The organism is Polaribacter sp., assembly GCF_049276715.1.
Classification (GTDB): Bacteria; Bacteroidota; Bacteroidia; order Flavobacteriales; family Flavobacteriaceae; genus Polaribacter.
On the sequence record NZ_JBASWY010000022.1, the window covers coordinates 59,769 to 85,004 of the forward strand.

General features: G+C 27.7%; 24 protein-coding genes. 21 read left to right on the plus strand and 3 right to left on the minus strand.

Annotation, left to right across the window (positions count from 1 at the left end; all coding sequences use genetic code 11):
- Both WAO74_RS05810 and WAO74_RS05815 read left to right on the plus strand, forming a co-directional pair.
- Positions 1 to 306 (plus strand): hypothetical protein, encoded by a 306-nt coding sequence (locus tag WAO74_RS05810; protein WP_422160321.1) that lies wholly within the window; start codon positions 1 to 3, stop codon positions 304 to 306.
- Positions 307 to 325: 19 nt separating this feature from the next.
- On the plus strand, positions 326 to 529 hold the full coding sequence (locus WAO74_RS05815; RefSeq protein ID WP_422160322.1) for a YgaP family membrane protein: 204 nt from the start codon (positions 326 to 328) through the stop codon (positions 527 to 529).
- A 67-nt stretch (positions 530 to 596) separates the two neighbouring features.
- Here the strand turns inward: WAO74_RS05815 and WAO74_RS05820 are convergent, their stop codons facing one another.
- Complete coding sequence (locus WAO74_RS05820; protein WP_422160323.1) at positions 597 to 1,775, minus strand: acyl-CoA dehydrogenase family protein; 1,179 nt, start codon at positions 1,773 to 1,775, stop codon at positions 597 to 599.
- A gap of 184 nt (positions 1,776 to 1,959) precedes the next feature.
- On the opposite strand from WAO74_RS05820, the gene rnpA reads away from it, so the two are divergent.
- The 18 genes from rnpA (at position 1,960) to purD (ending at position 20,985) form a co-directional block, all read left to right on the plus strand.
- The gene (rnpA, locus tag WAO74_RS05825) at positions 1,960 to 2,352 is read left to right on the plus strand and encodes a ribonuclease P protein component (RefSeq protein ID WP_422160324.1); all 393 of its coding nucleotides are present in this window, start codon (positions 1,960 to 1,962) and stop codon (positions 2,350 to 2,352) included.
- Positions 2,339 to 3,973 (plus strand): S41 family peptidase, encoded by a 1,635-nt coding sequence (locus tag WAO74_RS05830; protein WP_422160326.1) that lies wholly within the window; start codon positions 2,339 to 2,341, stop codon positions 3,971 to 3,973. Before rnpA ends, WAO74_RS05830 begins: the two co-directional genes overlap by 14 nt.
- 28 nt (positions 3,974 to 4,001) lie before the next feature.
- Positions 4,002 to 5,690, plus strand: a complete 1,689-nt coding sequence (locus WAO74_RS05835; protein ID WP_422160327.1) for a DUF6909 family protein — start codon at positions 4,002 to 4,004, stop codon at positions 5,688 to 5,690.
- 20 nt (positions 5,691 to 5,710) lie between these two features.
- Entirely contained in the window at positions 5,711 to 6,751 is a 1,041-nt protein-coding gene (locus WAO74_RS05840; RefSeq protein WP_422160329.1) for a hypothetical protein, read from the plus strand.
- 60 nt (positions 6,752 to 6,811) lie between these two features.
- Positions 6,812 to 7,369, plus strand: a complete 558-nt coding sequence (rfbC, locus tag WAO74_RS05845; protein ID WP_422160331.1) for a dTDP-4-dehydrorhamnose 3,5-epimerase — start codon at positions 6,812 to 6,814, stop codon at positions 7,367 to 7,369.
- Between the two features lie 166 nt (positions 7,370 to 7,535).
- Positions 7,536 to 8,900, plus strand: coding sequence for a lipopolysaccharide biosynthesis protein (locus WAO74_RS05850; protein WP_422160333.1), 1,365 nt, complete (start codon positions 7,536 to 7,538; stop codon positions 8,898 to 8,900).
- A gap of 4 nt (positions 8,901 to 8,904) precedes the next feature.
- On the plus strand, positions 8,905 to 9,687 hold the full coding sequence (locus tag WAO74_RS05855) for an FkbM family methyltransferase (RefSeq protein WP_422160335.1): 783 nt from the start codon (positions 8,905 to 8,907) through the stop codon (positions 9,685 to 9,687).
- A 6-nt stretch (positions 9,688 to 9,693) separates the two neighbouring features.
- The gene (locus tag WAO74_RS05860) at positions 9,694 to 10,932 is read left to right on the plus strand and encodes a glycosyltransferase family 4 protein (RefSeq protein ID WP_422160337.1); all 1,239 of its coding nucleotides are present in this window, start codon (positions 9,694 to 9,696) and stop codon (positions 10,930 to 10,932) included.
- A gap of 158 nt (positions 10,933 to 11,090) precedes the next feature.
- Positions 11,091 to 12,173: a hypothetical protein gene (locus WAO74_RS05865; RefSeq protein WP_422160338.1), complete on the plus strand. Its 1,083-nt coding sequence runs from the start codon at positions 11,091 to 11,093 to the stop codon at positions 12,171 to 12,173.
- Positions 12,170 to 12,931: a glycosyltransferase family 2 protein gene (locus tag WAO74_RS05870; RefSeq protein WP_422160339.1), complete on the plus strand. Its 762-nt coding sequence runs from the start codon at positions 12,170 to 12,172 to the stop codon at positions 12,929 to 12,931. Before WAO74_RS05865 ends, WAO74_RS05870 begins: the two co-directional genes overlap by 4 nt.
- A 3-nt stretch (positions 12,932 to 12,934) precedes the next feature.
- A complete protein-coding gene (locus WAO74_RS05875) occupies positions 12,935 to 13,450 on the plus strand; it encodes a serine O-acetyltransferase (RefSeq protein ID WP_422160341.1) in 516 nt (171 codons plus the stop codon).
- Between the two features lie 16 nt (positions 13,451 to 13,466).
- A complete protein-coding gene (locus tag WAO74_RS05880; RefSeq protein WP_422160343.1) occupies positions 13,467 to 14,624 on the plus strand; it encodes a glycosyltransferase family 4 protein in 1,158 nt (385 codons plus the stop codon).
- Positions 14,625 to 14,733: 109 nt separating this feature from the next.
- A complete protein-coding gene (locus tag WAO74_RS05885; RefSeq protein WP_422160344.1) occupies positions 14,734 to 15,390 on the plus strand; it encodes a WecB/TagA/CpsF family glycosyltransferase in 657 nt (218 codons plus the stop codon).
- Positions 15,391 to 15,965: 575 nt separating this feature from the next.
- The gene (locus WAO74_RS05890; RefSeq protein WP_422160346.1) at positions 15,966 to 16,586 is read left to right on the plus strand and encodes an O-antigen ligase family protein; all 621 of its coding nucleotides are present in this window, start codon (positions 15,966 to 15,968) and stop codon (positions 16,584 to 16,586) included.
- On the plus strand, positions 16,573 to 17,484 hold the full coding sequence (locus tag WAO74_RS05895; RefSeq protein WP_422160348.1) for a hypothetical protein: 912 nt from the start codon (positions 16,573 to 16,575) through the stop codon (positions 17,482 to 17,484). The genes WAO74_RS05890 and WAO74_RS05895 overlap by 14 nt, the downstream gene beginning before the upstream one ends.
- A gap of 47 nt (positions 17,485 to 17,531) precedes the next feature.
- Complete coding sequence (locus WAO74_RS05900; RefSeq protein WP_422160350.1) at positions 17,532 to 18,887, plus strand: exopolysaccharide biosynthesis polyprenyl glycosylphosphotransferase; 1,356 nt, start codon at positions 17,532 to 17,534, stop codon at positions 18,885 to 18,887.
- A 7-nt stretch (positions 18,888 to 18,894) separates the two neighbouring features.
- Positions 18,895 to 19,665, plus strand: a complete 771-nt coding sequence (locus tag WAO74_RS05905; RefSeq protein ID WP_422160352.1) for a glycosyl transferase family 2 — start codon at positions 18,895 to 18,897, stop codon at positions 19,663 to 19,665.
- 45 nt (positions 19,666 to 19,710) lie between these two features.
- Positions 19,711 to 20,985 carry a phosphoribosylamine--glycine ligase gene (gene purD / locus WAO74_RS05910; protein ID WP_422160354.1) on the plus strand — a complete coding sequence of 425 codons (1,275 nt, stop codon included), beginning with the start codon at positions 19,711 to 19,713 and terminating at the stop codon, positions 20,983 to 20,985.
- 8 nt (positions 20,986 to 20,993) lie between these two features.
- Here purD and WAO74_RS05915 read toward each other — a convergent pair whose 3' ends face one another.
- Positions 20,994 to 22,034 (minus strand): sensor histidine kinase, encoded by a 1,041-nt coding sequence (locus WAO74_RS05915; RefSeq protein ID WP_422160356.1) that lies wholly within the window; start codon positions 22,032 to 22,034, stop codon positions 20,994 to 20,996.
- Positions 22,035 to 22,056: 22 nt separating this feature from the next.
- A complete protein-coding gene (locus WAO74_RS05920) occupies positions 22,057 to 22,752 on the minus strand; it encodes a response regulator transcription factor (RefSeq protein ID WP_422160357.1) in 696 nt (231 codons plus the stop codon).
- 210 nt (positions 22,753 to 22,962) lie between these two features.
- On the opposite strand from WAO74_RS05920, the gene WAO74_RS05925 reads away from it, so the two are divergent.
- Positions 22,963 to 25,131 (plus strand): T9SS type A sorting domain-containing protein, encoded by a 2,169-nt coding sequence (locus WAO74_RS05925; protein ID WP_422160359.1) that lies wholly within the window; start codon positions 22,963 to 22,965, stop codon positions 25,129 to 25,131.
- The last annotated feature ends 105 nt before the right edge of the window (positions 25,132 to 25,236 follow it).

Consider the following 25,236-nt stretch of genomic DNA (forward strand, 5'->3'; position numbering starts at 1 on the left):
ATGAAATTAGTAATTGTTACAGCAGTAGAAGAGTTTCAGAAAGATGTTTTGAAACTATTTAAAAAAGCAAATATTGAAAATTTTAGTAGTTCAGGTATTGATGGATATAAAAATTTATCCTCATTATTAGTGACTTCAAATTGGTTTTCAGGGGGCAAAAGTGGTAATCAATCTATAATGTTTTTCTCGTTTACGAATAAAGAAAAGATAGATGATTTGTTTACACTTTTAGAAGAATTCAATAAAAACCTAGAAACAAACAATCCTTTAAAAGCGATTGTTGTTCCTGTAGAGAGATTTATATAAACTAAAAAAATAATTAAAAATGTTAAACAAATATTTTAGAGTAATAGTGGGTGTAATGGTTTTATTAAGTGTTGTCTTAACATTTTATGTTAATCAAAATTGGATGTGGTTTACCGTATTTATTGGTGTAAATTTAATTCAGTCGGCTTTTACAAAATGGTGTTTGTTAGAAACTATTCTAATGAAGATTGGTGTTAAAAAACAGAAAAAATCCCCTGTTTAAAAAAAAGAGGTTCTCTTCACTTTTAGAAGAGACCTCTTTTAATTTTTTAAATATTTGGTTCTAATTGCTATTTAAAAGCATTGAAACCAGTAATATCAAAACCAGTAATTAATAAGTGAATGTCATGTGTTCCTTCATATGTAATTACACTTTCTAAATTCATCATATGACGCATAATAGAATATTCTCCAGTAATTCCCATTCCTCCTAAAATTTGTCTTGCTTCTCTGGCAATTTTTATAGCCATATCTACATTATTACGCTTTGCCATAGAAATTTGGGCAGAAGTTGCTTTTCCTTCATTTTTTAAAGTACCTAGTCTCCAAGCTAATAATTGCGCTTTAGTAATTTCTGTAATCATTTCTGCTAATTTTTTTTGTTGTAATTGAAATTGACCAATAGGTTTTCCAAATTGTTCACGTTCTTTTGCATAACGCAAAGCAGTATCATAGCAATCCATAGCAGCACCAATTGCACCCCAAGAAATTCCGTATCTAGCAGAATCTAAACATCCTAAAGGAGCACCTAAACCAGATTTGTTAGGCAGTAAATTTTCTTTTGGCACTTTTACGTTGTCAAAAATTAATTCTCCAGTTGATGAAGCACGTAAAGACCATTTATTATGTGTTTCTGGAGTAGAAAAACCTTCCATTCCACGTTCTACGATTAAACCATGAATTCTACCTTCTTCGTTCTTTGCCCAAACAACAGCAACTTGTGCAAAAGGCGCATTAGAAATCCACATTTTTGCACCATTTAATAAGTAATGATCGCCTTTATCTTTAAAATTGGTTTCCATTCCTGCAGGATTTGAGCCATGGTTAGGTTCTGTTAAACCAAAGCAACCCATCCATTCTCCAGAAGCTAATTTTGGTAAATATTTTTTTCTTTGGGCCTCATTTCCATAAGTATAAATAGGATACATCACCAAAGAAGATTGCACAGAAGCAGTAGAACGAACTCCAGAATCTCCTCTCTCTATTTCTTGCATTATTAAACCATAAGAAATTTGATCCAAACCTGCACCTCCATATTCTTCTGGAATGTAAGGTCCAAAAGCACCAATTTCTGCTAAACCAGAGATAATTTGAGTTGGGAATTCAGCTTTTTGCGCGTATTCTTCGATAATTGGAGAAACATCACGTTTTACCCATTCTCTTGCAGATTCTCTAATTAATTTGTGTTCTTCCGTTAATAAATCATCAATATTATAATAATCTGGTGCTTGAAATAAATCTGGTTTCATCTTGTATGTTGCGTATTAAATTTCCTGTTTGTGTAATATTTAACAAAAATATTAATAATTGTTTAAATTATAACATTTTTAAGGAAAAACGATTTTATTTTTTGAGGAAATAAAAATACGCAATTTTTAAACTTCATAACTTGAAACTCATTAAAAGTTATGTATTTACTTTAAGTTTGTATTGATGAAATTTACTCTAAGAAAACAAGAGCGTTTAAAAAGTAGAAAGTTAATAGAAAAGCTTTATAAAGATGGAACTTCTTTAAAAGTTTTTCCATTAAGAATGATGTATTTACAAACCGAGCATACATCTAATTTTCCTGCCCAAATGGGTGTTTCTGTGGCAAAAAGAAATTTTAAAAGAGCTGTAGATCGAAATAGAATTAAAAGGTTACTTAGAGAAACGTATCGTTTACAAAAAGAAATTGTTTACAATAATCTTGAAGAACCACATATTTTTATGATTTCGTATCTTGGTAAAGAAGAAAAAACATATGAAGAACTATCGTCGAAGATGAATAAATTATTAAATTTATTTTTAGAAGATGTAAAAAATATATCAAATGAAAAACTTTAAAATAAAAAAGAGACTAATTTTAGTTTTGGTGTTGGGAACGATTTTTTTGTCATTCTCATTTAAATCGAAATTTTTTGAAGTTGCCAAGCAAATTGAAATCTACAATTCTTTATTTAAAGAGTTGAATATGTATTATGTAGATGAAATAAATCCTGCAGATTTAACAGACAGAGCAATAAAAAATACGTTAAAAGATTTAGATCCGTACACCAATTTTTACAATGAGCAAGATGTAGAAGAAGCCAAAATTAGAAGAGCAGGCGAATATGCAGGAATTGGAATTGCAGTTTTTTACACAGAGAGAGGAATTGAAATCAGTGAAATTTATAAAGGTTTTTCTGCAGATAAAGCTGGTTTAAAAGCAGGTGATATTATTGTTTCTGTAAATGGACAATCTTTAAAAAATATGGAAAGAGACCAACTCTCGATGTTTTTAAAAGGAACTCCAGACACTAAAATTTTAGTAGAAATTGACCGTCAAGAAAAAATAATTAACAAAGAATTAAATAGGGAAAAAGTAGAAATAAATCCTGTGCCTTTTTTCGAAATGATTGATGAAGAAACGGGTTATATTACTTTAACAAGATTTAATGAAAAAGCATCTTCTGAAGTAAAAAAAGCGTTTAAAGATTTACAAAAAAAAGGAATGAAAAAGTTGGTTTTTGACTTGCGTTCTAATCCAGGAGGATCTTTGATGGAAGCCATAAACATATCGAATTTTTTTATCCCAAAAGGGAAAACAATAGTTACTACAAAAGCTAAAATTAAACAATGGAGCAACACTTATAAAGGCACAAATGATCCTTTAGATTTAGAAATTCCGATTGTGGTTTTAATCAATGGAAGTTCTGCATCTGCTTCTGAAATTGTGAGTGGTTCTTTACAAGATTATGATAGAGCTGTAATTATGGGAGAACGTTCTTTTGGTAAAGGGTTGGTTCAGCGTCAAAAAGAATTAACTTATGGCACACAATTAAAACTAACCATTTCTAAATATTACACTCCAAGTGGAAGATGTATTCAAGAATTAGATTATACAAATAGAGATTTAAAAACAGGAGAAGTTCCAAAATTTTCTGATAAAGGAATTAACAAGTTTAAAACAGAAAATGGTAGAACTGTTTTAGATGGAGGTGGAGTTTTACCTGATGTAGAAAGTCAAAATTCAAAAAAAACAGATGCTACAGAAAAGCTATTAAGCTCGAAAGCTATATTTAATTTTGCAACAAATTATTTTTATAAGAACGCAGCTATCACTAATATGGATAGTTACGAGTTTTCATCATCAGATTTTAAACAATTTATCAATTATTTAAAAGTGGATACTACATTTGTTACAGAACAGGAAAAATTATTTAAAAAGGCATTTGAATCATCAGAAAACAATAATATTAAAAAGGAGTACGAAAATATTAAAGAAAAGTTATTTGAAAATAAAATAGCTGAAATTTCAAAAAATGAAGATGTTATTAGAATTGTAATTCAAAATGAAATTTTAGAGAGATATTTTTATAAAGAAGGTGTTTATCAACACAATATTAAAAATGATAAAACCATAATTGAAGCCTTGAAATTGCTTAATAATAAAGATAAATATAAAGAAATTTTATCAGGTAAATAATTTTTATATTTACCCCTTAAAATGAAGAATGTCAGAATTGAAAAAAATAGATAGAACAAGAGCTCAAGAATCTACAAATGCCATAGAAAAATTATACATTTCTATGCGTCATTTATTTAGTAGAGGTTTTTACAAACCTATGGGTGTTTCTGGGGAAACTTTGCGAAAATCACTTTTACTTTTGCGACCAGAAATTTATGGTTCTATTGCAGAAGATAGAATTGAATTAAATGGTTTGGTTTATGTTATAGAACGTTTACCAGAAGGCATTGAAGAGTGTCAATTTATAAATTTAACTGCAGACGAAGGATATAAAAATTCTCATTTCGCAGCTATTATTCCACCAAAAAGAAGAAGAAATTGCTATAGAATTGACAAAGACCAAATGAATATTGAGATTACAAGAGGAAGATCTGAAATCTATGATATTCTTACACATTTAACATTCTTATTTATAGAATCGCATAAAATTCAAGAAAGGGTTTCTTTAAATGAAGGAGAAAATTTTACCAGAGAATGGAAACATTTAGAGGATGTAATTTTGCATCAAAAACCAATATCTGAAAAAGAGAAAGAAGTTTTATTGGTTCATTTGGGTAATATTTTGGGCCGAACTTTTGATGAAGTTTCTAAAATCTATAAGATATTTTCTACTGAAGAAAACCCGCATAAATTTTTTAAACTAATCTATTGGTTAGGCAAATTAGCTATTAAAGAGGTTTTCGAAGATAAGAAAAGAACCATCATTTTTAGTTCAGTTTTAATCGAAGAAATAGGGCATCATATTTATGGAGAAATTTGGGCAAATGACATTAAAAAAGTTTTAAACCAATACAATCTTTTAAAAAGACCACTGCATATTATTAGTGCAAATATGCATAGTGTTTTAAATTCGGTTTACGCAAAAGACGCTTTAGTAAAAGAGAGCAAGGAGCTTAAGAACTTTGAACTTTTTCAATTATTGAGTAATTCTGACAGTAAGCCCTTGCAAAAAAAGGTAAAAGAATACGCAGCAAAAAATGGACTGATATATGTTGATGATACCTCAGGCACCAATATTGATGTGCAAATTATTGATACAAGTAAAATAAAGCACCCTAGTTTTTCGTTAAAAAAAGAACCAAATAACGAAGAAAGTCCTGTAATTATTGTTATGGATTATGCTTTTGGAGAGCAAGCTTACGAAACTATGGATGAACTTTTAAAGCCTTATAATGCTGATAACCAAAAGATTTACTTAGATGTAAAATCGGTTTCTATTATGGGGAAAGCAGGTATTTTAGAAGGAGGTAAAGGAGATATTATGATACCTTCTGCACATATTTTTGAAGGCACTGCAGATAATTATCCTTTTAAAAATGAATTATCTAAAAAAGATTTAGAAGGTTTTGGTGTTCAAGTTTTTGATGGCTCTATGGTTTCTGTTTTAGGAACATCACTCCAAAATAAAGACTTATTAAAGTTTTTCCATGATTCTACTTGGAATGTAATTGGTTTAGAAATGGAAGGAGCTCACTATCAAAAAGCAATTCAATCTGCATCAAAAATTAGAGGAAATATATCAGAGAATGTTAAAGTAAGCTATGCATATTACGCATCAGACAACCCTTTAGAAACAGGAGCAACTTTAGCTTCTGGAGGTTTAGGAATGACAGGTGTAGTGCCAACTTACGCAATTACTCAAAAAATACTCGAACAAATATTCAATCAAAATTAATAAACAATCAAAAATTAACTATGTCAACAAACCAGCAGAAAAATAACGAAGAAGAAGTAGATTTAGGGTCTCTTTTTATAATTATTGGGAAAGGATTTTCTAGGTTTTTTAATTTTATTGGGAGTATTTTTAAAGGGATTTTTCATTTTTTTATTACTATTTTAATATTCTTAAAAAATAATTTCATTAGAATAGCTTTAGCTGGTGCTGTTGGTTTAGTTGTAGGTATTTTTCTTCAAGTGAATAAACCAACTACTTTTGGTTCAGAATTATTAGTTGAGCCTAATTTTAAAAGTAGTTTACAGCTTTATAATAATGTTAATTATTATAATGATTTAGTAAAGCAGGAGAATACAAAAGCTTTATCTGAACTTTTTGAAATAGATTCTGCATCTGCAGCATCCTTAAAGAACTTTAAAATAGAGCCTTTAAGAGTAGATAATGATAGAATAAATGCCTATAATGATTTAATTTTATCTGTGGATACATTAACAATTAAAAGTTACGAATATGAAGATTTTAAGGCTTCATTTACAGATTATGATTATAAGGTTCATAAGGTTACTGTAATTGCTGAGAAAAATAATGTTTTTAATAAATTAGATGATGTTATTATTTCTTCTGTTGTTAATAATAAGTATTTTAATCGATTAAAAGAACTAACAAATGAAAACTTGAATAGAACAGACTCTTTGTATCGTCAAAACTTAACACAAATCGATTCTTTGCGAAAAGTCTATATGCAAGTGATGATTGAAGAAGCAAAGAAGCAGACAACAGGTACTAGTATAGATTTAGGTGGAGAAAGAAGGACCACAAAAGAACTCGAGCTTTTCGAAACGAACAGGAAAATAAACTTTGATTTAAAAAATATTGCTAAAGATAAATCAAACAAGTATGAAGTAATTAATGTAATTTCTAACTTTCAACCCATAGGTTATGAAATAAAAGGAGTTACAAAAAATTATTCATTTTTACTTTCAGTCCTTGGTGCTATTGTAATGATAGCTTTTCTTCTTTTAATTAAGTTGAATAAGTTTCTTGATAATTATAAAAAATAAAAACAATTAGCAGAATCACTTTTAAAAAGTAGATTTTGTAAAAACCTAATTGATTATTTGATGAAAGTAACACAAACGCCTCTAAATGGATGCTTTATCATAGAACCTAAACTATTAAAAGATAATAGAGGAAGTTTTTTATTAAATTATAACAAAGAAGAATTCGATAATAAAACAGGCTTAAAGGTTAATTTTATTTTGGAAAATGAGTCAGTTTCTCAATATGGCGTGCTTAGAGGATTGCATTTACAAGTTGGACAATATTCGCAAGCAAAATTAGTAAGGGTTATTACTGGAAGAATTTTAGACGTTGTTGTGGATGTGCGATTAGGATCAAATACTTTTGGAGAAAGCTTTTCAATCGAGTTATCAGAAAAAGAAAACAAACAATTATTTATTCCTAGAGGGTTTTTACATGGGTTTGCGGTTTTAGAAAATAATACAAGAGTAAATTACAAATGCGATAATTATTACAATGTAAATTCTGAAAGTGGGGTAATTTATAATGATACTCAGCTCAATATTAATTGGAAACTTAAAAAAGAAGAAATTATATTGTCTGAAAAAGATCAAAAATTAAAGTCTTTCATAGAATTTTCTGAAATAATTAAAAACTAAACAAACTACTCTTTTCTCCAATTACGAATTATAATTAGAGATGGGATGGCATTTATTTTGTTTAAAAATTTATAGAATTGTATCAGAAATTTTTAAAATGATAGTAACTGTATTCTGATAGCTAAAAAATCAAAGTAACTAAAATCTAATAAATTAAATTTTTTAATTGAAAGAAAAATTAAAACAGATACTCCATAAATCTGGTGTCAAAAGCTCAAGAACAAAAAACATAGTTAAACATGTTGCTGTCTCTTTTTTTTACAAAGCAGGTGCTATTTTAGCAAGCTTTCTTTTGGTTCCTATAGCTATTGACTATTTAGATACAGAAGATTATGGTGTGTGGTTAACTATAAGTTCTTTTATTGCATGGTTTACTTTTTTTGATATTGGTTTAGGAAATGGTTTACGAAATAGGCTTACTGAAGCATTAGCAAATAATAATTTAAAGCTAGCCAAAGCGTATGTTAGTTCTGCTTACTTTACTATTATAGGAGTTGGCTTATTATTATTTCTAGGTTTTTTCATTTTAAATTTTTTTATTGATTGGCAACAGATATTCAATACAAGTGAAAATATAAATACCAATTTAAATCTTTTAATGATAATTGTATTTGGGAGTTTTTCTGTACAATTAATAGCAAACTTAATAAGCACAATTTATTTAGCAAATCAGAATCATTCTATTCAAGTTAAGATTCATTTTATAACTCAAGTTTTATCACTTATTATTATATGGCTATTAACTAAAACTTCTGAAGGATCATTATTAATTTTTGCAATAATTTTTTCTGTACTGCCAGTTATCATTCTTTTAGTGTTAAATTTTTTTGGATTTAACTATAAATATCAATATTTAAAACCTTCCATTTTTCTTTGGAAAAGAAAGTATTTAAAAGATATCATGGGGATTGGATTCAGTTTTTTTATCATCCAAATAGCAGGAGTTGTGTTATATTCTACAGATAACTTTATTATAAGTAAACTTTTTAGCCCAAATGAAGTAGTTCCTTATAATATTGCCTTTAAATATTTTTCAATTCTAACAATGGTTTTTACAATTATTGTAACTCCATATTGGTCTTCATTTACAGAAGCTATTGTTAAAAAGGAATATATTTGGATAAAAACATCGATAAAAAGTATTATGAAAATATGGTTACTTATACCAATATTGTTAATTATTATGATAGTATTATCTGATTGGTTTTATTTTATTTGGGTTGGAGATAAGATAAATATTTCTATAGGATTATCAATATCTATGGCTGTTTTCGTTTTACTATTTACATTCAACTCTGCCTTCGTTTTTTTTATAAATGGTACTGGTAAAATTAAGATGCAACTTTATCTCAGTTTGCTCTCAGCCATACTAAATATACCTTTATCTATTTATTTGGCTAAAAATTTAAATTTAGGAATAAAAGGAGTTATTTTAGCCACCATTTTATGTTATTTACCAGCAATAATATTAATGCCAATACAATATTTTAAATTAGTAAATAATAAAGCTACTGGTATTTGGAATAAATAATAATATGAACCAAGCTATAAAAAGAATATTAAACAAAGTTTTTAGTAAGCAAGAACAGCGATTACGCAGCATAAGCAAACAGCCTAGATATAAAGCATTCAAAACAAACATTGGAGGGCTAGAACTAGAAGCTGCTGATCCTCCCTCTTTTATTGCGCAATATAAAGAGTGTATTCAAAGAAATGTTTACAAATTTAAAGCTAATACTAAATCGCCATATATAATAGATTGTGGCACTAACATTGGTTTGAGTATTATAAGTTATAAGAGAATGTATCCTGATGCGAAAATTATAGGTTTCGAGCCAGATCCTAAAATTCTATCAATTGCAAATAAGAATATAAAAAACGCAAATTATACAAATATTGAGATTATCAATAAAGCTGTATGGACTAAAGAAACTACCTTAATGTTTCATCAAGAAGGTTCTGCAGGAGGCAGACTTGTAGATAAGCAAGATGATAAAACAATTAAAGTTTTAACATTTGATTTAAAGCAGCTTTTGATTAAAAACATCGATTTTCTTAAAATAGATATCGAAGGTGCTGAGTATGAAATTATAAAAGATATTGATACATCTTTATCTTTTGTAAAAAATATTTTTATAGAATATCACTCGCAATACAATCAAGAACAAAATTTAGGAGAAATACTCAATATTTTAAAAAAGAATGGTTTCAGATATTTTTTAGAATCAGGATATGAAAGCCCTAAGCAGCCATTAATTTCTAGAACCACAATAGACAATTTCGATAATTTAATAAATATATTTGGGTATAGATTATAATTATTAATGAAAATACTCATTGTAAATTTTAGCGATAAAAAAGGAGGAGCCTCAAGAGCTGCAAAAAGATTGCATGATTCACTTTTAGGCGAAAAAGTAAATTCTACAATGTTTGTTTTAGATAAAAATGGCACTGAGAACAATATTGTAACTCCAAAAAATTTTATAAGAAAAATTACTGCTAAAGTTCAAAAAGTCTTAAATCCTTTTCCTTTAAGGAATGTTCATCTGGTATCCCCATTTTCTGCATCATTTTCGCCAAGCTTTAACATTGTTAAATATATTAACCAACAGAATGCAGATGTTGTTCATTTACATTGGATAAATGCAGGCATGCTAAGAATTGAAGATTTATCAAAAATTAAAGCACCAATCATCTGGACTTTGCATGATATGTGGCCTTTTACAGGTGGTTGTCATTATGCAGACTCTTGCAAACGATACACAGAAAGTTGTGGTAATTGTCCAATTTTAAACTCTGATGTTCAAAATGATTTAAGCAAGCAAATATTTAATAGAAAGAAAATTGTTTTTAATAATATTTCAAGTTTAACAATAGTTGGTTTGAGTAAATGGTTGCAAAATTCTGCGAAAGCTAGTTCGCTTTTTAAAAATAGAACAGTTGTTAATTTGCCAAATCCAATAGATACAAATGCATATAAACCTTCAGATAAGAATGAAGCTAGAGAGTTTTTGGGGTTATCAAAAGGAAAAAAATATATTCTATTTGGAGCTATGGATGCTACATCAGATAATAGAAAAGGTTTCGATAAATTAATAAAAGCATTAAGTTTTTTAGAAATTGAAGATTTGGAGTTATTAGTTTTTGGTTCTAATAAACCTAAAGATTCTCAAAATTTTGGATTTGTTACCCATTATTTTGGTGAAATATCAGACGATAAAAATTTAAATAAAATTTATAACGCTGCAGATGTTATGATAGTTCCTAGCTTGCAAGAAAATCTTTCAAATGTTATAATGGAAAGTTTATCTTGTGGTACTCCAGTAGTTGCTTTTAATGTTGGTGGAAATAGTGATATGATATATCATAAAAAAAATGGGTATCTAGCAAAAGCATTAGACCCAAATGATTTGGCACTTGGTATTGAATGGGTAATTAAAAATAATACTAAAAATTATTTAGGTGAGTTAGCTAGATTAAAAGTTTTAGAAAATTTTGATTCCAAAACTGTTGCTAAAAAGTATTTACAATTATATAGTGATGCAATAGAGCAGTCTAATTAAAAACAAGATAAGTGTTTATAAAGCAAAAAAGACTTTTAAAATGGGGTTTAATAAGTATTGTAATATATATATTATTGCATTTCTTATTTCTACCAGATGGTTTTACTTTCATAAATATTACAATTACAAGCTTTCTATTACTTTCAACTATAATTATCTTGTACTTATCTATAAGAAATTTACATCTTTTAAAAAAAATACCTGTTACAGTTCAATTATTATTTTATTTGTTAATCTTTTGGGGCATTGTTACCTTAATTAGAGGCTTTTCGTTTACACTGCAAGATTGGGTAACAAATTTTGGTAATGTTTACATGGGTATTGCTTGGTTAACACCTTTTACTTTATTGTTAGGATTAAAAATAGAAAATTGGAATGTAATTTTAAAAGTGATCCCATTTGCATTTCTTTTAATGATATTTACTTGTTTATTTATTCCTTATTTAGGCGTTAATGAAGAATGGATTTGGTTGTTAAGGCCCGTTAATTTTGTTTTTTTAGTAGCATTTTGTTACTATAATTTCACCAATAAAGTTAAAGTCTTTCTAGTGTTACTTTGCTACATTAGTGTTGCTTATCTAGATTCAAGAAGGCTAGAATTTTTGTATTTACTATTAGTTTTATTTCTTCTTACAATGGATAAAATTATAGCATTAAATATTAGAAAATTAATTTTAAGATATATTTTACTTGGGTTTTTATTAGTTGTTACTTTAATATTTACCATTGGTTATGAATATGTTTCAGATTACATAGCTTCATATATTGAATTTCAAGATTCAAGAACATTCTTATTTACAGAACTCTTATCTGAATTGAGTTTCACAGAAAAAATAGTAGGTAGAGGGTCATTAGGCACTTATTATAGTGATTTTATTAATCACACTAGAAGCTACACCGTTAATATTTTAAAGAAAACTTGGTGGGGAGATGATGAAACAAGAATTACAATCGAAGTTGGTTATTTACAAATGATTTTAAAAGGAGGCTTTATTATGTTTTTTTTACAAATAACCACTTATATTTATGCTATTCGTTTAGCTATTTTTAAATCTAATAATAAATTTATTAAACGTTTAGGATACTATATTTTAACTATAACTATTGTGAGTTTGGTAGAGTTTAGACCTGCTTTTACTGTTACTTTTATTTTACTTTGGGTATCTATAGGAACAGTTTTTAGCAAAAAATATAGGGATATGAGTGATTTAGAAATAAATAAATTATTGAAGTTTAAATGATAAATAATCCTTTAGTAAGTATTATAACCGTTGTTTTTAATGGAGAAAAACATTTACAACAAACTATAGATAGTGTTCATAATCAAACGTATAAAAACATTGAATATTTAATTATTGATGGGAATTCTACAGATAACACTATCAAGATTATAAAAAAAAATGAGAGTAAAATTTCTAAGTGGATAAGTGAACCAGACAATGGTCTTTATCACGCAATGAATAAGGGAATTAATCTTGCAAAAGGAGATTTAATAGGCACAATAAATAGTGATGATTGGTATGAGTTAAATGCTGTAGAACTATCAGTTAAAGCATATTTAAATAATTTAAACGCAAAAATTATTCATGCGAACAGGTATGATGTGTATGATAATAATTCAAAAAAAGTTTATAAATTTAATCCTTCAGCATTTAAATTTAAATACTTTCATATGACATATTCTCACCCTACAATGTTTGTTAGTAAAGAAGTTTATAAAAATTTAAAATACAACACCACTTTAAAATCATCTGCAGATTATCAATTTGTATTAGAGGTTTATTTAAATAATAAAAATGCTTTCATTCACATTCCTGAACCTATTGTTAATTTTAGATTAGGAGGCATTAGTGGTCAATTAAGTTTTTCTGAAGAACTAAAAGAATCTTATCTTGCAAGAAAAATGGCAGGAATGAAAATGCATAAACGAATATTCGCTTTATTCTTAAGAATTATTTTGAAGCCTATTGTTTTTTTGAAAAAGAAATTTAATAACTAAGTTATGGGTTTATTTAACGATTTAAAAAACGATTGTAAAAATAACCCTAATTTTAAAGGTAGGATAATTGTTATGAGCTTCACAGTGGTTTCTTTCTTCAGAAAGAAGGCAACTAACAAGCTAAAACTAATTATAATTGCACCAATTATAATTTTTTATAAGCTAATTTCTGATTTAATTTTAGGATGTGAAATACCAGCATCAACAAAAATAGGGAAGGGGCTAATTATTCATCATGGAAGAGCCACTGTTCTTAATAAAAAAGTTATTCTAGGTAATAATATAACCCTAAAGCACAACACAACTATAGGTAATAAAGAAGATATAGATGGTTTAGACTTAGGTTCACCAGTAATAAAAGACAATGTAATTATTGGCCCAAATTCAGTTATTTTAGGACCAATAACAATTGGTGAAAATGCTATAATTGGTGGAGGATCTGTGGTTACGAAAGATGTAGAACCTTTTAGCATTGTTGCTGGAAACCCAGCTAAATTAATTAGAAAAATTAAAGTTTAATTAATAAAAAGTTGAATTGAAAATTTTATTCATACATACTAGATATCAATTAAAAGGGGGTGAAGACGTTGTTTTTGATTTAGAAAAAAATGCATTGAGTGATATTCACCAAGTGGAAACACTATATTTTAGAAATGAAAAGGGAGTTTTTGGAGCATTAGAGTTTTTAACTTCCATTTGGAATTTTAAGAAAAACAGCATTGTAAAGAAAAAAATAGAATCATTTTCGCCAGATATAATTCACCTGCATAATTGGCACTTTGCAACAGGTCCTTTAATAATTAGAGGCATAAAAAAAAAGAAAATACCCCTTGTAATTACCTTGCATAATTTTAGACTAATCTGTCCTTCAGCCACCTTATTTCATAATAAAGAACTCTTTACAAAAAGTTTAAATCAAAATTTTCCTTGGAGAGCAGTTCAAAATAAAGTTTATAGAAATTCTTATCTACTAACTTTTTGGCTGGCAAGTATTGTTTGGTTTCATAAAAAAATTGGCACTTGGAAAATGGTAGATGCATTTATTTGTCCATCACCTTTTATGGTAGAGTTGTTTAATTCATCAATATTAAATATTGATAAAAAACGATTTACAGTAAAACCCAACTTCTCAGAAGAATTTAAAAAAGCAGAACCACTAAAACCAAAAAAGCATTTTTTATATGTAGGAAGGTTATCAGAAGAAAAAGGAATAAATGTTTTATTACAAGCTTTTAAAAACACAAAAGACATTTTAAAAATTGTAGGTACTGGACCTTTAAAAAAGCTTGTAGAAGAATCTTGTTTAGAATATAAGAACATTATTTATTTAGGTTTTTTATCAAAAGAAGAAATTGCGATACAAATGCAACAGGCTAATGCTTTAATTTTCCCATCAATTTGGCACGAACCTTTTGGTCTTGCTATAATAGAGGCATTTTCTAATAATTGCGCAATTATTGCTAGTAATATTGGTGCACCAAAAGCACTTGTAAAAAATGGAAAAAATGGTTTTCATTTTGATTCTAACAACCCCAATTCATTATTAAATGCTTTACAAAGTTGGAATTGTCTTTCTGATTCAAAAAAAGAAGAATTTAGGTTAAATGCTTATAATTCTTACCTAGAAAATTACTCTATAGAAAGTCATAAAATCTTTATAAATCATTTTTATAAAAGTATTCTAAAACATTAAAATAATTTTTAGAATTAAGTATCTTTGAATTATTATGATAGGTATTGAACTCGGAAAATATAATATATTCAATAGCGATATAGATTCAATTAAGATTAACAAATCTAAATTGATTATAAATACTATTAATGCCCATTCATATATTGTTGCAAAAGAAGATATAGAATTTAAAAAAGCACTTGAAGAATCAGACATTTTGCTTCCTGATGGAGAAGGAATAGTTTTTTTGATAAAAAAACTAAAAGGTAAAAAAATTAAAAAAATTGCTGGAGCAGATATTCATGATAAATTTTTAGAGCAAGCAAATTCGGAAAACTTAAAATGTTTTTATCTTGGTTCTTCGCAAAAAACTCTTGATTTAATGAAATTAAATCTTTCAGAAAAATACACAAATATAAAATTCGGCTTTTTCTCTCCACCTTTCAAAAAAGTTTTTTCTGATATAGATACAGATAGCATGATTCAAAAAGTAAACGAATTTGAGCCAGATATTTTATTTATTGGTATGACTGCGCCAAAGCAAGAAAAATGGGTTCACAAAAATAAAAATTTACTAAATGCTAAAGCTATTTGTTCTATTGGAGCTGTTTTCGATTTTATAGCGAAAACAAAAAAGCGAGCTCCTAAATGGATTATCGATATAAAATTAGAGTGGTTATATAGAAGTTTTACAGAATTCAGATTAGCAAGGCGTTATTTATATTCGACACCTTTATTTATAATAGAAATGTACATGCTCAAGTATTTTAAAAATAAAAAAATATGAGCTTAAAAAGTATAGTTTATAAAAGTGCAGAGAGTATTTATAAAGAAAAAGATTTTTCTTTTTTTATGCTCAATTTAAGTTTGTTTCTTTTACCTCTTTCTATAAACCTAAGCTCATTTAGTTTAGTAATTTCATTGTTATTAAAATTAGTACAAACCATTTTTTTTCAGCACAAATTTTATGCAAAAAAATCATTAAAAAGATCTTGCTACATAAGTTTTTTCTTTTTCTGTTATATTATCGTAAATTCTATATTACAAACGGATATTAATCATACCTTAAAAGTTTTTAGTGAAGAATATTCTCATTTTGCATTGCTATTTTTAATCCCAATATTATTAAGAAATAAGCATGACAATAAATTACTTTCCTATAGTCTAATATATGGTTTATTACTTGCAATTTCTATAGTCTTATTAAGGTCCTTTCACCTAGGAATAAATTTTGATAAAATTGCGTTTTTAAAAATTTTAAATATTCATCATACATATTTATCAATATTTATTCTTTTTTCTATAAACTTCTTATTTCCAACAATACCAGAAAGAAACTTACCAAATATTAAACAAAAAATTATGTTTTTTGTCTTAGTTCTTTCTATATCATTTACCATGCTTTTTATTTTGGGAAGTAAAGTAGCCATGGTCATCTATATTATTTTTATTTTACGATACATATTTACTTATTTTTTCAAAAAAAAATCTACAAAAATTTTTATTATACTTCCAATTTTGGCTGTTTGCTTTTTGTTTTTTAATAAAAAAATAGATACCAGTTATAAATCTGCATTAAACTTTAGATTAGAAATTTGGAAAGAATCTGTGAATTCAATAAAAGAGAATCCCTTTTTTGGTAACTTAGAAATGAATGAAAAAGATGTTCTTAATTTCAATCATTTTATTAGCGGAAAATATTATTTGATGGATAGCGATTTAAATAGTCATAATCAATTTTTGTCCATTTTTCTAAAGTTTGGTATTGTAGGTTTTATAATTTTATCCTTAATATTGTTAAATTTATTAATATCTAAGAGTGCTAATATTTCAAAAAACACATATCAAAGTTTAATTGGTTTTTGTTTAATAATGATGTTCACATTTTATATAGAAAATGTATTAGATCGTCATCATGGTATTGTTTTTTTCTCACTTTTTTTTAATTATTATATAGTTGCAGCTAGCGATGAGAAATTATAGAATTACTTTATTTTTAATGTTGGCAACAACTCTAGGGGTTAATGCCCAAGAAACAATTGTAAATGGTAGTTTTACTATCAGAGATTTTTTCGAAGAGCAAGACTCTATATTTTACATAGAAAAAAGAGATGTAAAATATTTTAATAAAAATGAGCAAGACTTGGCGTTTGAAGAATATTTTATTGGAGGTTATGGGCTAAAAATCTTTAATAATTATAATGAAATTGTATCAATCTCTAATGAATTTGAGCAAAACGTGTCTAGTGTAAGGTTTTTCAATAAAAAAGAAAAAGAAGTTAAAGAAGTGTTTTATTACAAGCAAGGCAAATCCATAGATGCTTTGCTTATTCCTGAAAAAAAATATGTATTGATAAGTACAAATGATAAAAAAATTACTGTAATTGATTTTGGAGACAAACCAGCCTTTAAAATTGTTCAAGAAATTTCCTTAAATTCACTTGCCAGATCAATATATTACCACAATAAAAATTTATATTATGCCACAGATTTAGGCGAAATTTATCAATTTAATTTTAGAACCCAAAAAAGTGAGCTGATACATTCATGTAAAGAAAAAATTACAAATTTAAATTTTTACAACGACGGTTTAATATTTACCACAATTCAAGGAAAAATAGTTTTTTTAGGATTAGATTTTAAAGCAAGTACTATTGTAAAAATCAAAAATAATTTTATTTTAAATACAACTATAGATAAAGATAATTTGGTGTGTGGTACTTTTAAAGGTGAAATTCTAGTTGTTAGTTTAAAAAATAGAGAAATAACAAATCAATTAAATTATCATAACAGAAGTGTGCTATCAATTACAAAAGGAATAGAAAATTATTTTTATTCTAGTGGTATAGATAAGACCCTTAAGAAATGGAAATTAGAATAAAATATAGAAGCTATAATTTATTAGTTATATATAAATCATTTTGATTAATGGAGAAGAAAAAAAAGTCTGTTTTTATTAAACCTATTATTGCTTTAGTAGATCTTTTGATTATTAATATAATATTGTATTATGTTTCTAATCCAGAATATCTCACTTTACCTTTTTTAACTTATTTATCTGTAACATGGATTTTAACATCATATTATACAGGGTTTTATCTTATTTATAGATATACGCATATTACCAGCTTATTAAGTCGTCTTCTATCTCATTTTTTTGTTTTCACATTAGCTTTTTTTGCTTATTTCACAATCTTTAAAGAGGGTAAAATTATAGATGATCAATTTTTTACCATTAGTGCAGTTTTTCTTAGTATTACTGTTTTAAAATTTTGTTTTTTCTTTTTATTAAAAAAATACAGAATACAAGGTAAAAACTTTAGAAATGTAATTGTTTTTGGAGAAGGCAAAACAGCGCAAAACATTGCTACATTATTTGATAAAAAACAAGATTTGGGTTATCGATTTTCTGGCTTTTTTTCTGATAAAACTAGTAAGTTTAAAAACCATTTAGGGGACATTAATGAAGGGTTAAAATACTCCTTTAACAATAATATAGATGAGATTTATTGCGAAGTAAATTCTGTAACACAAAAACAAATAAAAGATATTAGAGAGTTTTGTATTAAAAATAATATTGAATTTAGATTAATTCCAGAAAATAAAGCAATCTACAGTAAAGATTTTATTCTAGAATATTATGGAACCATACCAATTTTAAAACCAAAACAATTACCTTTTGAAAGGATTGAAACCCACATATTAAAAAGAATGTTTGATATCTTCTTTTCTTTGTTCGTTTTTGTGTTTATACTTTCTTGGTTGTTGCCAATTTTATTTGTTTTTGTAAAAATTAATTCAAAAGGGCCTTTTATTTTTAAGCAAATTCGAGATGGAGTTGATGGTCAACAGTTTTATTGTTATAAGATTAGATCGATGAAAATAAACTCCTTAGCAGATAAAATTTCCACCACAAAAAACGACACAAGAATTACAAAAGTAGGGGCATTTTTAAGAAGAACTAGTTTAGATGAATTACCACAGTTTTTTAATGTTTTAATTGGTGATATGAGTGTAATAGGACCTAGGCCTCATATGAATATTCAAACAGAAAGATATTTGAAGGAAATAGATAACTATCTGATGCGAAATTCTGTAAGGCCAGGTATAACTGGTTTAGCTCAAGTTTCTGGTTTTAGGGGTGAAGTTAAGAATAAGTCAGATATAGAAAACAGGGTAAGATTAGATATATTTTACATAGAAAATTGGTCATTTTTTTTAGATATTAAAATAATTGCACAAACTTTTCTTAGTATTTTAAAAGGAGAAGAAAAAGCATATTAGAGTTAGAATGGAAGAAAACTTAGAAATAACAGCATCTATAGTTCTTTATAAAGAAAACTTAGAAGAGCTTACGAAAACAATAGGCTGCTTTCTGAATGTTCCTTTAAAAAAGAGGCTTTACTTAATAGATAATACAGAAAATAGAATTTTTGAAAATAAATTTAATGATTCAACTATAAAATATATAGCTGTTGGAAAAAACATAGGGTTTGGTGCAGGTCATAATATGGTTATAGACCTTATTAATTTAAAGTCACAATTTCATCTAATATTAAATCCAGATGTAACTTTTAAACCTAAAGTTTTAACTAATTTAATTGCTGAATTAAATAAAAATCAATCTATTTCAATGATTGCACCAAAAGTATTGTTTCCTGATAGTGAGCATCAATATTCGTGTAGAAGGTATCCATTGGTTTCAGAACTTTTGGCTAGAAGATTTATTTTCTTAAAACCATTTTTTAAGAAAACTATTTATAAGGGACAATATAAAGATCAGGATTTAAATCAGCCTTTTTTTGCAGAATACATAGCAGGTTGTTTTCAATTATATAGAACTCAAGATTTTGTGAAGCTGCAAGGTTTTGATGAACGTTATTTTTTGTACATGGAAGATGTGGATATATGTAAGAAAATAGATCAACAAAATAAATTAAAATTATATTATCCCAAAGAAGAAATTACTCATGTTTTAAAACAAGGTTCATCAAAAGATTTGAAACTATTTTTAAGACATACTTCATCAGCAATCAAATATTTTTTAAAGTGGGGATTTTAGTTTCCTAATAATTTTGAAATATATTTGCAACTTCAACAAAAAACAATGAATATACTTATTTTAGGTTCTGGAGGCAGAGAACATGCCTTTGCTTTGAAACTTTCTGAAAGCAAAAAAATCAATCAACTTTTTGTAGCCCCAGGAAATGCAGGGACAGAAAAATTAGCAACAAACATCAATATAAATCCTACTGATTTTGAAGCGGTAAAAAATGTTGTTTTAGAAAATGATATTCAAATGTTGGTTGTTGGTCCAGAAGCACCTCTAGTAAATGGTGTTCACGATTTTTTTTTAGCGGATTCTGATTTGAAAAACATTCCTGTAATTGGCCCTAAAAAAAATGGTGCTTTACTCGAAGGAAGTAAAGATTTTTCGAAGCAATTTATGGAAAAGCATGGAGTTCCAACTGCAAAATATAAATCATTTACAAAAGACAATTTAAAAGATGGTTTTACTTTTTTAGAAACTTTAAAACCTCCTTATGTGCTAAAGGCAGATGGTTTAGCAGCAGGAAAAGGGGTTTTAATACTAAACTCTTTAAATGAGGCAAAAGCTGAATTAGAAGAAATGGTTTCTAATAAAAAATTTGGGGAAGCTTCAACCACAGTGGTTATAGAAGAGTTTTTAAAAGGAATAGAGTTATCTGTTTTTGTATTAACAGATGGAAAAAGTTATAAAATTTTACCATCAGCAAAAGATTATAAAAGAATTGGAGAAGGAGATACAGGTTTAAATACTGGTGGAATGGGTGCTATTTCTCCTGTGCCTTTTGCAGATGAATCATTTTTAAATAAAGTAGAAGAATTAGTTGTAAAACCTACAATTGCTGGCTTGCAAAAAGATGGAATAGATTATAGAGGTTTTATTTTTATTGGTTTAATGAATGACAATGGAAATCCTTCTGTTGTGGAATATAATGTAAGAATGGGTGATCCTGAAACTGAAGTTGTATTGCCAAGAATTGAATCTGATTTATTCGATTTATTTGATGGTGTAGCAAATCAAACTTTGCACGAAAAATCATTTTCTGTATCCGATAAAATTGCCACGACTGTAATGTTGGTTTCTGGAGGTTACCCAGAGGCGTATTCTAAAAATAAAGAAATTACTGGTTTTGAAAATGTAGACAAATCTATTGTTTATCATGCAGGAACTGTAATTAAAGATGATAAAGTAGTTACGAATGGGGGTAGAGTTATGTCCATAACTTCTTTTGGAAATACGATTGAAGAAGCTTTAGAAAAAAGTTACAAAAGCATTGATAAAATTCATTTTAATGATATGAATTACAGAAAAGATATTGGTTTCGATTTAATTTAGTTTTTAAATTATCGAGCTTTTTCTATGGTAAAAGAAAACTCAGACCCTTTACCATAAACACTTTTAAGATAAATGTTTTCATCATGGGCTTCTACAATATGCTTTACAATAGAAAGCCCTAAACCAGAGCCACCTTGATCACGAGACCTACTTTGATCAACCCTATAAAAACGTTGAAATAAGCGTGTTAAATGCTCTTTTTTTATCCCTTCTCCATTATCAATTACTTTCACAATAAATTTTTTATCATTAAAGTCATCTACACCAACAATCGTTTTTCCATTCGGTTTTCCGTATTTAATAGAATTAACAACCAAGTTAATAAGTACTTGTTCTATTTTTTCTATATCACCTTTTACAAAAACAGGGAATTCATAGACCCTATCAAATTTTAAAGAAATATTTCTTTTTTTTGCCTTCATTTCAAATAAGTCGAAAACATTTTGAATAAGCTCAAGAATGTTAAAAACTTCAATATTTAGCTTTGTACCTTCAATTTCTAATTTGGCAATCATATCTAAATCTTTAATAACTGCAACCAATCTTTCCACACCTTTATTTGCTCTGTCAAGGTATTTCATTCTAATTTGCTTGTCATTAATAGCGCCTTCCATTAAAGTTAAGATGTAGCCTTGAACTGTAAAAAGTGGTGTTTTTAATTCGTGAGCTACGTTTCCAAGAAAGTCTCTTCTAAAAGAGTCTCTTTCTGTTAAATTCTTTATTTCTAAACGCTTACCTTCAACGAATTTTTGCATGCTTTTAGAAAGTTTGTCTATATCTGTTGTAGCAGACTCTCTTTTTAAATCATTAATATTTAAAATCGAAACTTCTTCATATATTTTTTTTAATCTTCTATAGATAAAGTGCTCTGCTCTATATTGAATAATTATAAAAGAAATAATAAATAAAGAAATTATAGATAAAATAATGGTGATAACACCAAATTGTTGAACTATAAAAAAATAAGAAATAGAGGATATGGACACAGATAATAGGGTAAGGTATACTGCAGACCAAAGTGCATAAGAATAAGTTTTTCTAAGTTTCAAAGAAATGATTGGTATTTACTGATTATTTTTCTTCTTTTAAAACAAATTTATATCCAACACCTTTTACTGTTTTAAAATGATTGTCACCTATTTTTTCTCGAAGTTTTCTAATATGTACGTCTATAGTTCTACCTCCAACAACAACTTCATTGCCCCAAACAGTATCTAAAATTACTTCTCGTTTAAAAACTTTGCCAGGTTTAGAGGTTAACAAAGAAAACAGTTCAAATTCTTTTCTAGGAAGAGATATTTTTTCTCCTGCTTTATAAACTACATACTCATCTCTATCAATAACTATATCTCCAATTGTTAGAGAATCCTCAGTATCATCCTCATTTTTTAATCTTCTTAATAAAGATTTTATTTTACTAACCAATACTTTTGGTTTGATTGGTTTGGTAATATAATCATCAGCACCTGCTTCAAAACCAGCTACTTGAGAGTAATCTTCTCCTCTGGCAGTTAAAAAAGATATGATTACGTTTTCTAAAGATTTAATTTTTCTTATTTTCTCACAAGCCTCAATTCCATCCATTTCTGGCATCATAATATCTAACAATATTAAGTGAGGTGTATTCTTTTTAGCAGACTTTACAGCTTCTACACCATTTTCTGCTGTAAAAATTTGATACCCTTCATTTCGTAAATTGTAACCTACAATTTCTAAAATATCTGGTTCATCATCAACTAAAAGTATTTTTATTTCGCTTTTATTCATAATGTAAAATAAGTAGAATCAAAAATAACGATTAATATTTTACAATAACAATTACTTTACAATCATTTAAACAACACAGAGATTTCCTAACATTTAGTTAATACTAGAGCATGGGTAAATGACAGTTAAATAAAACATTGTTAATAATTTAATCATAAAAAAAAGTTTAAAAATAGTATATTTACATCAATTAATTAAAACTTATCAAACATGAAAAAAAATTACTTATTTACTTTATTATTAACCTTATTTATTTCTGCCTTTTCTTTTGGACAAACAACTGTTTTTCAAGAGTCTTTTGAAACTGGAAATTCAGGAACAGCTTCTGAAACTTGTAATGACAATTCTGGAGATTTTTTTACAAGAACAGATGGAAGTGATATTACTTCTGATTACCAAGTTTCAGGGCAAGATGGTAATTTCTTTTTTGCAGCTATGGATACTGATGGCTCACCATGTACATCATCATTACAAACATTGTTTTTTGATGATATAGACATATCTTCCAAATCAAATCTTACTCTTGCTTTATTATTGGCAGAAGATCAACCTTCAGATAGTAATTTTGACTGGGATGGTGGAGACTTGTTTTATATAGAGGTTGATTATGATAATTCTGGCACCTATACAAAGGTTTTACAGTTTGCAACTTCAGCTAATACTGGGTTTAATGTATCTGCACCTATGCAGGATACAAATTTTGATGGTGTTGGAGATGGTCAAGCTTTAACTGATGTCTTTTCTGAATTTACTTTGAGTTTAGGTACTGGAAATTTAGTTGATATAAGGTTGGTTTTTGATGGTTTAAATAATGGAGATGAAGACATTGCTGTTGATAATATTAGAGTTATTGATGGGTTTGTTGTAACACCAGAATTAACTATTATTTCTCCTAAAGAAGAAGAATTAAGTGCAAGAACCTCTGTTGATGTAGAATTTTCGGTTTCTAATTTTAATGTAGCTGCTGCAAATGCTGGTGATGGTTATGTAAAATATAATATAGATAATGGAGCTTCTGTTGATTTATTTGATACAAATACATTTTCAATTCCTGTTACCCCTGGTCAAGCGTATAATTTGAATATGGAATTGGTTGATAACTCTGGGAATTCATTATCACCTGCAGTTTTCAAAAATGTTAATTTTTCAATTGCTTATCCTTGTGATTTAAATTTAGGAGCGATTACAACAACTTGCATTACAAGTACCTCTGCAACAGATACATATGATATTTCAATTGATTTTACAGGAGGTAATACTTCCACTTATACACTTGCAACTGATAATGGAACAATAGGTGGAGACAATCCTTCTACAAATGCTACTGGTACCATTTTAATAAGTGGAGTAACAGAAGGTACAAATGTTGTCTTTACTGTTCAAGGTGATGGTGCAAATAGTAGTTGTGATTTAACAAGAAATATTTCAAGCCCTTCTTGTGTTGCTTTTCCTGTTATTGATGAATTTGACTATGCAGTAGGAGTTAATTTAGCAGACCAAACTCCTTGGACAAAAGTAAATTCAGGTGATGAAATGTTAATAGCAGCTGGGAATTTAGATTATACAGGCTTAAAAGCATCTACAGGAAATAAACTGACATTTGATGGCTCAGGATCTGAATCTTACATTTCTTTTGCAGATGTAACCTCAGGAACTGTGTATGCATCTTTTCTACTAAAAGTTACAGATATTTCAGCAATGACTGATGTTGCAGATGGTGGATATATAGCATCTTTGGCAGGCAGTACAAGTGGGTATGATGCTAGATTTTGGGTAAGACCAAACCCAGACGCAAGTGGGACTACTTATGATATTGGTTTTGGTGCTGAATCCTCTAACCCACCATTTACTAGTGGAACTTATAATGTGAATGATGTACTTTTTGTTGTAATGGCGTATAATAAAGATACCAATACTGTAAGCACCTGGATAAACCCAGATGTATCCTCATTTGAAAGTACCATTCCTACAGCAACTTTGTCTTCTACTGATACTTTCCCAGCATCTGCAATTAACCTATTTATTTTAAGACAAGATTCAACTGGTGAAACACCCTTTGTTGAAATCGATGCTTTGCGTATTTCTGACAATTGGCCAGATGTAACTCCAAAGGATGCAACTGCATCAGTAAGAAATAATATGATTGAAGGTTTTGCAACCTATCCAAATCCAGTAACAAATAATTCATTTACCATTACTACTAATAGTGCTGATAAAAAAGAAGTTGTTATTTTTAACGTATTGGGTAAAAAAGTATTATCAACAAGTTTCTCAGCTACAAAAGCTGACATCAATGTTACCACAATTTCATCAGGAATTTATATTTTAAAAGTTACTGAAGGCACAAAAACAGCAACTTCTAAATTAGTTATTAGATAATGTTTTATCAATAAGAAATAAAGTATTTTATTTTAAAAAGCTCTAAATTAATTTTTAGAGCTTTTTCTTTTTTACTATATTTAGAACTGAAAAAGAACGCAATGC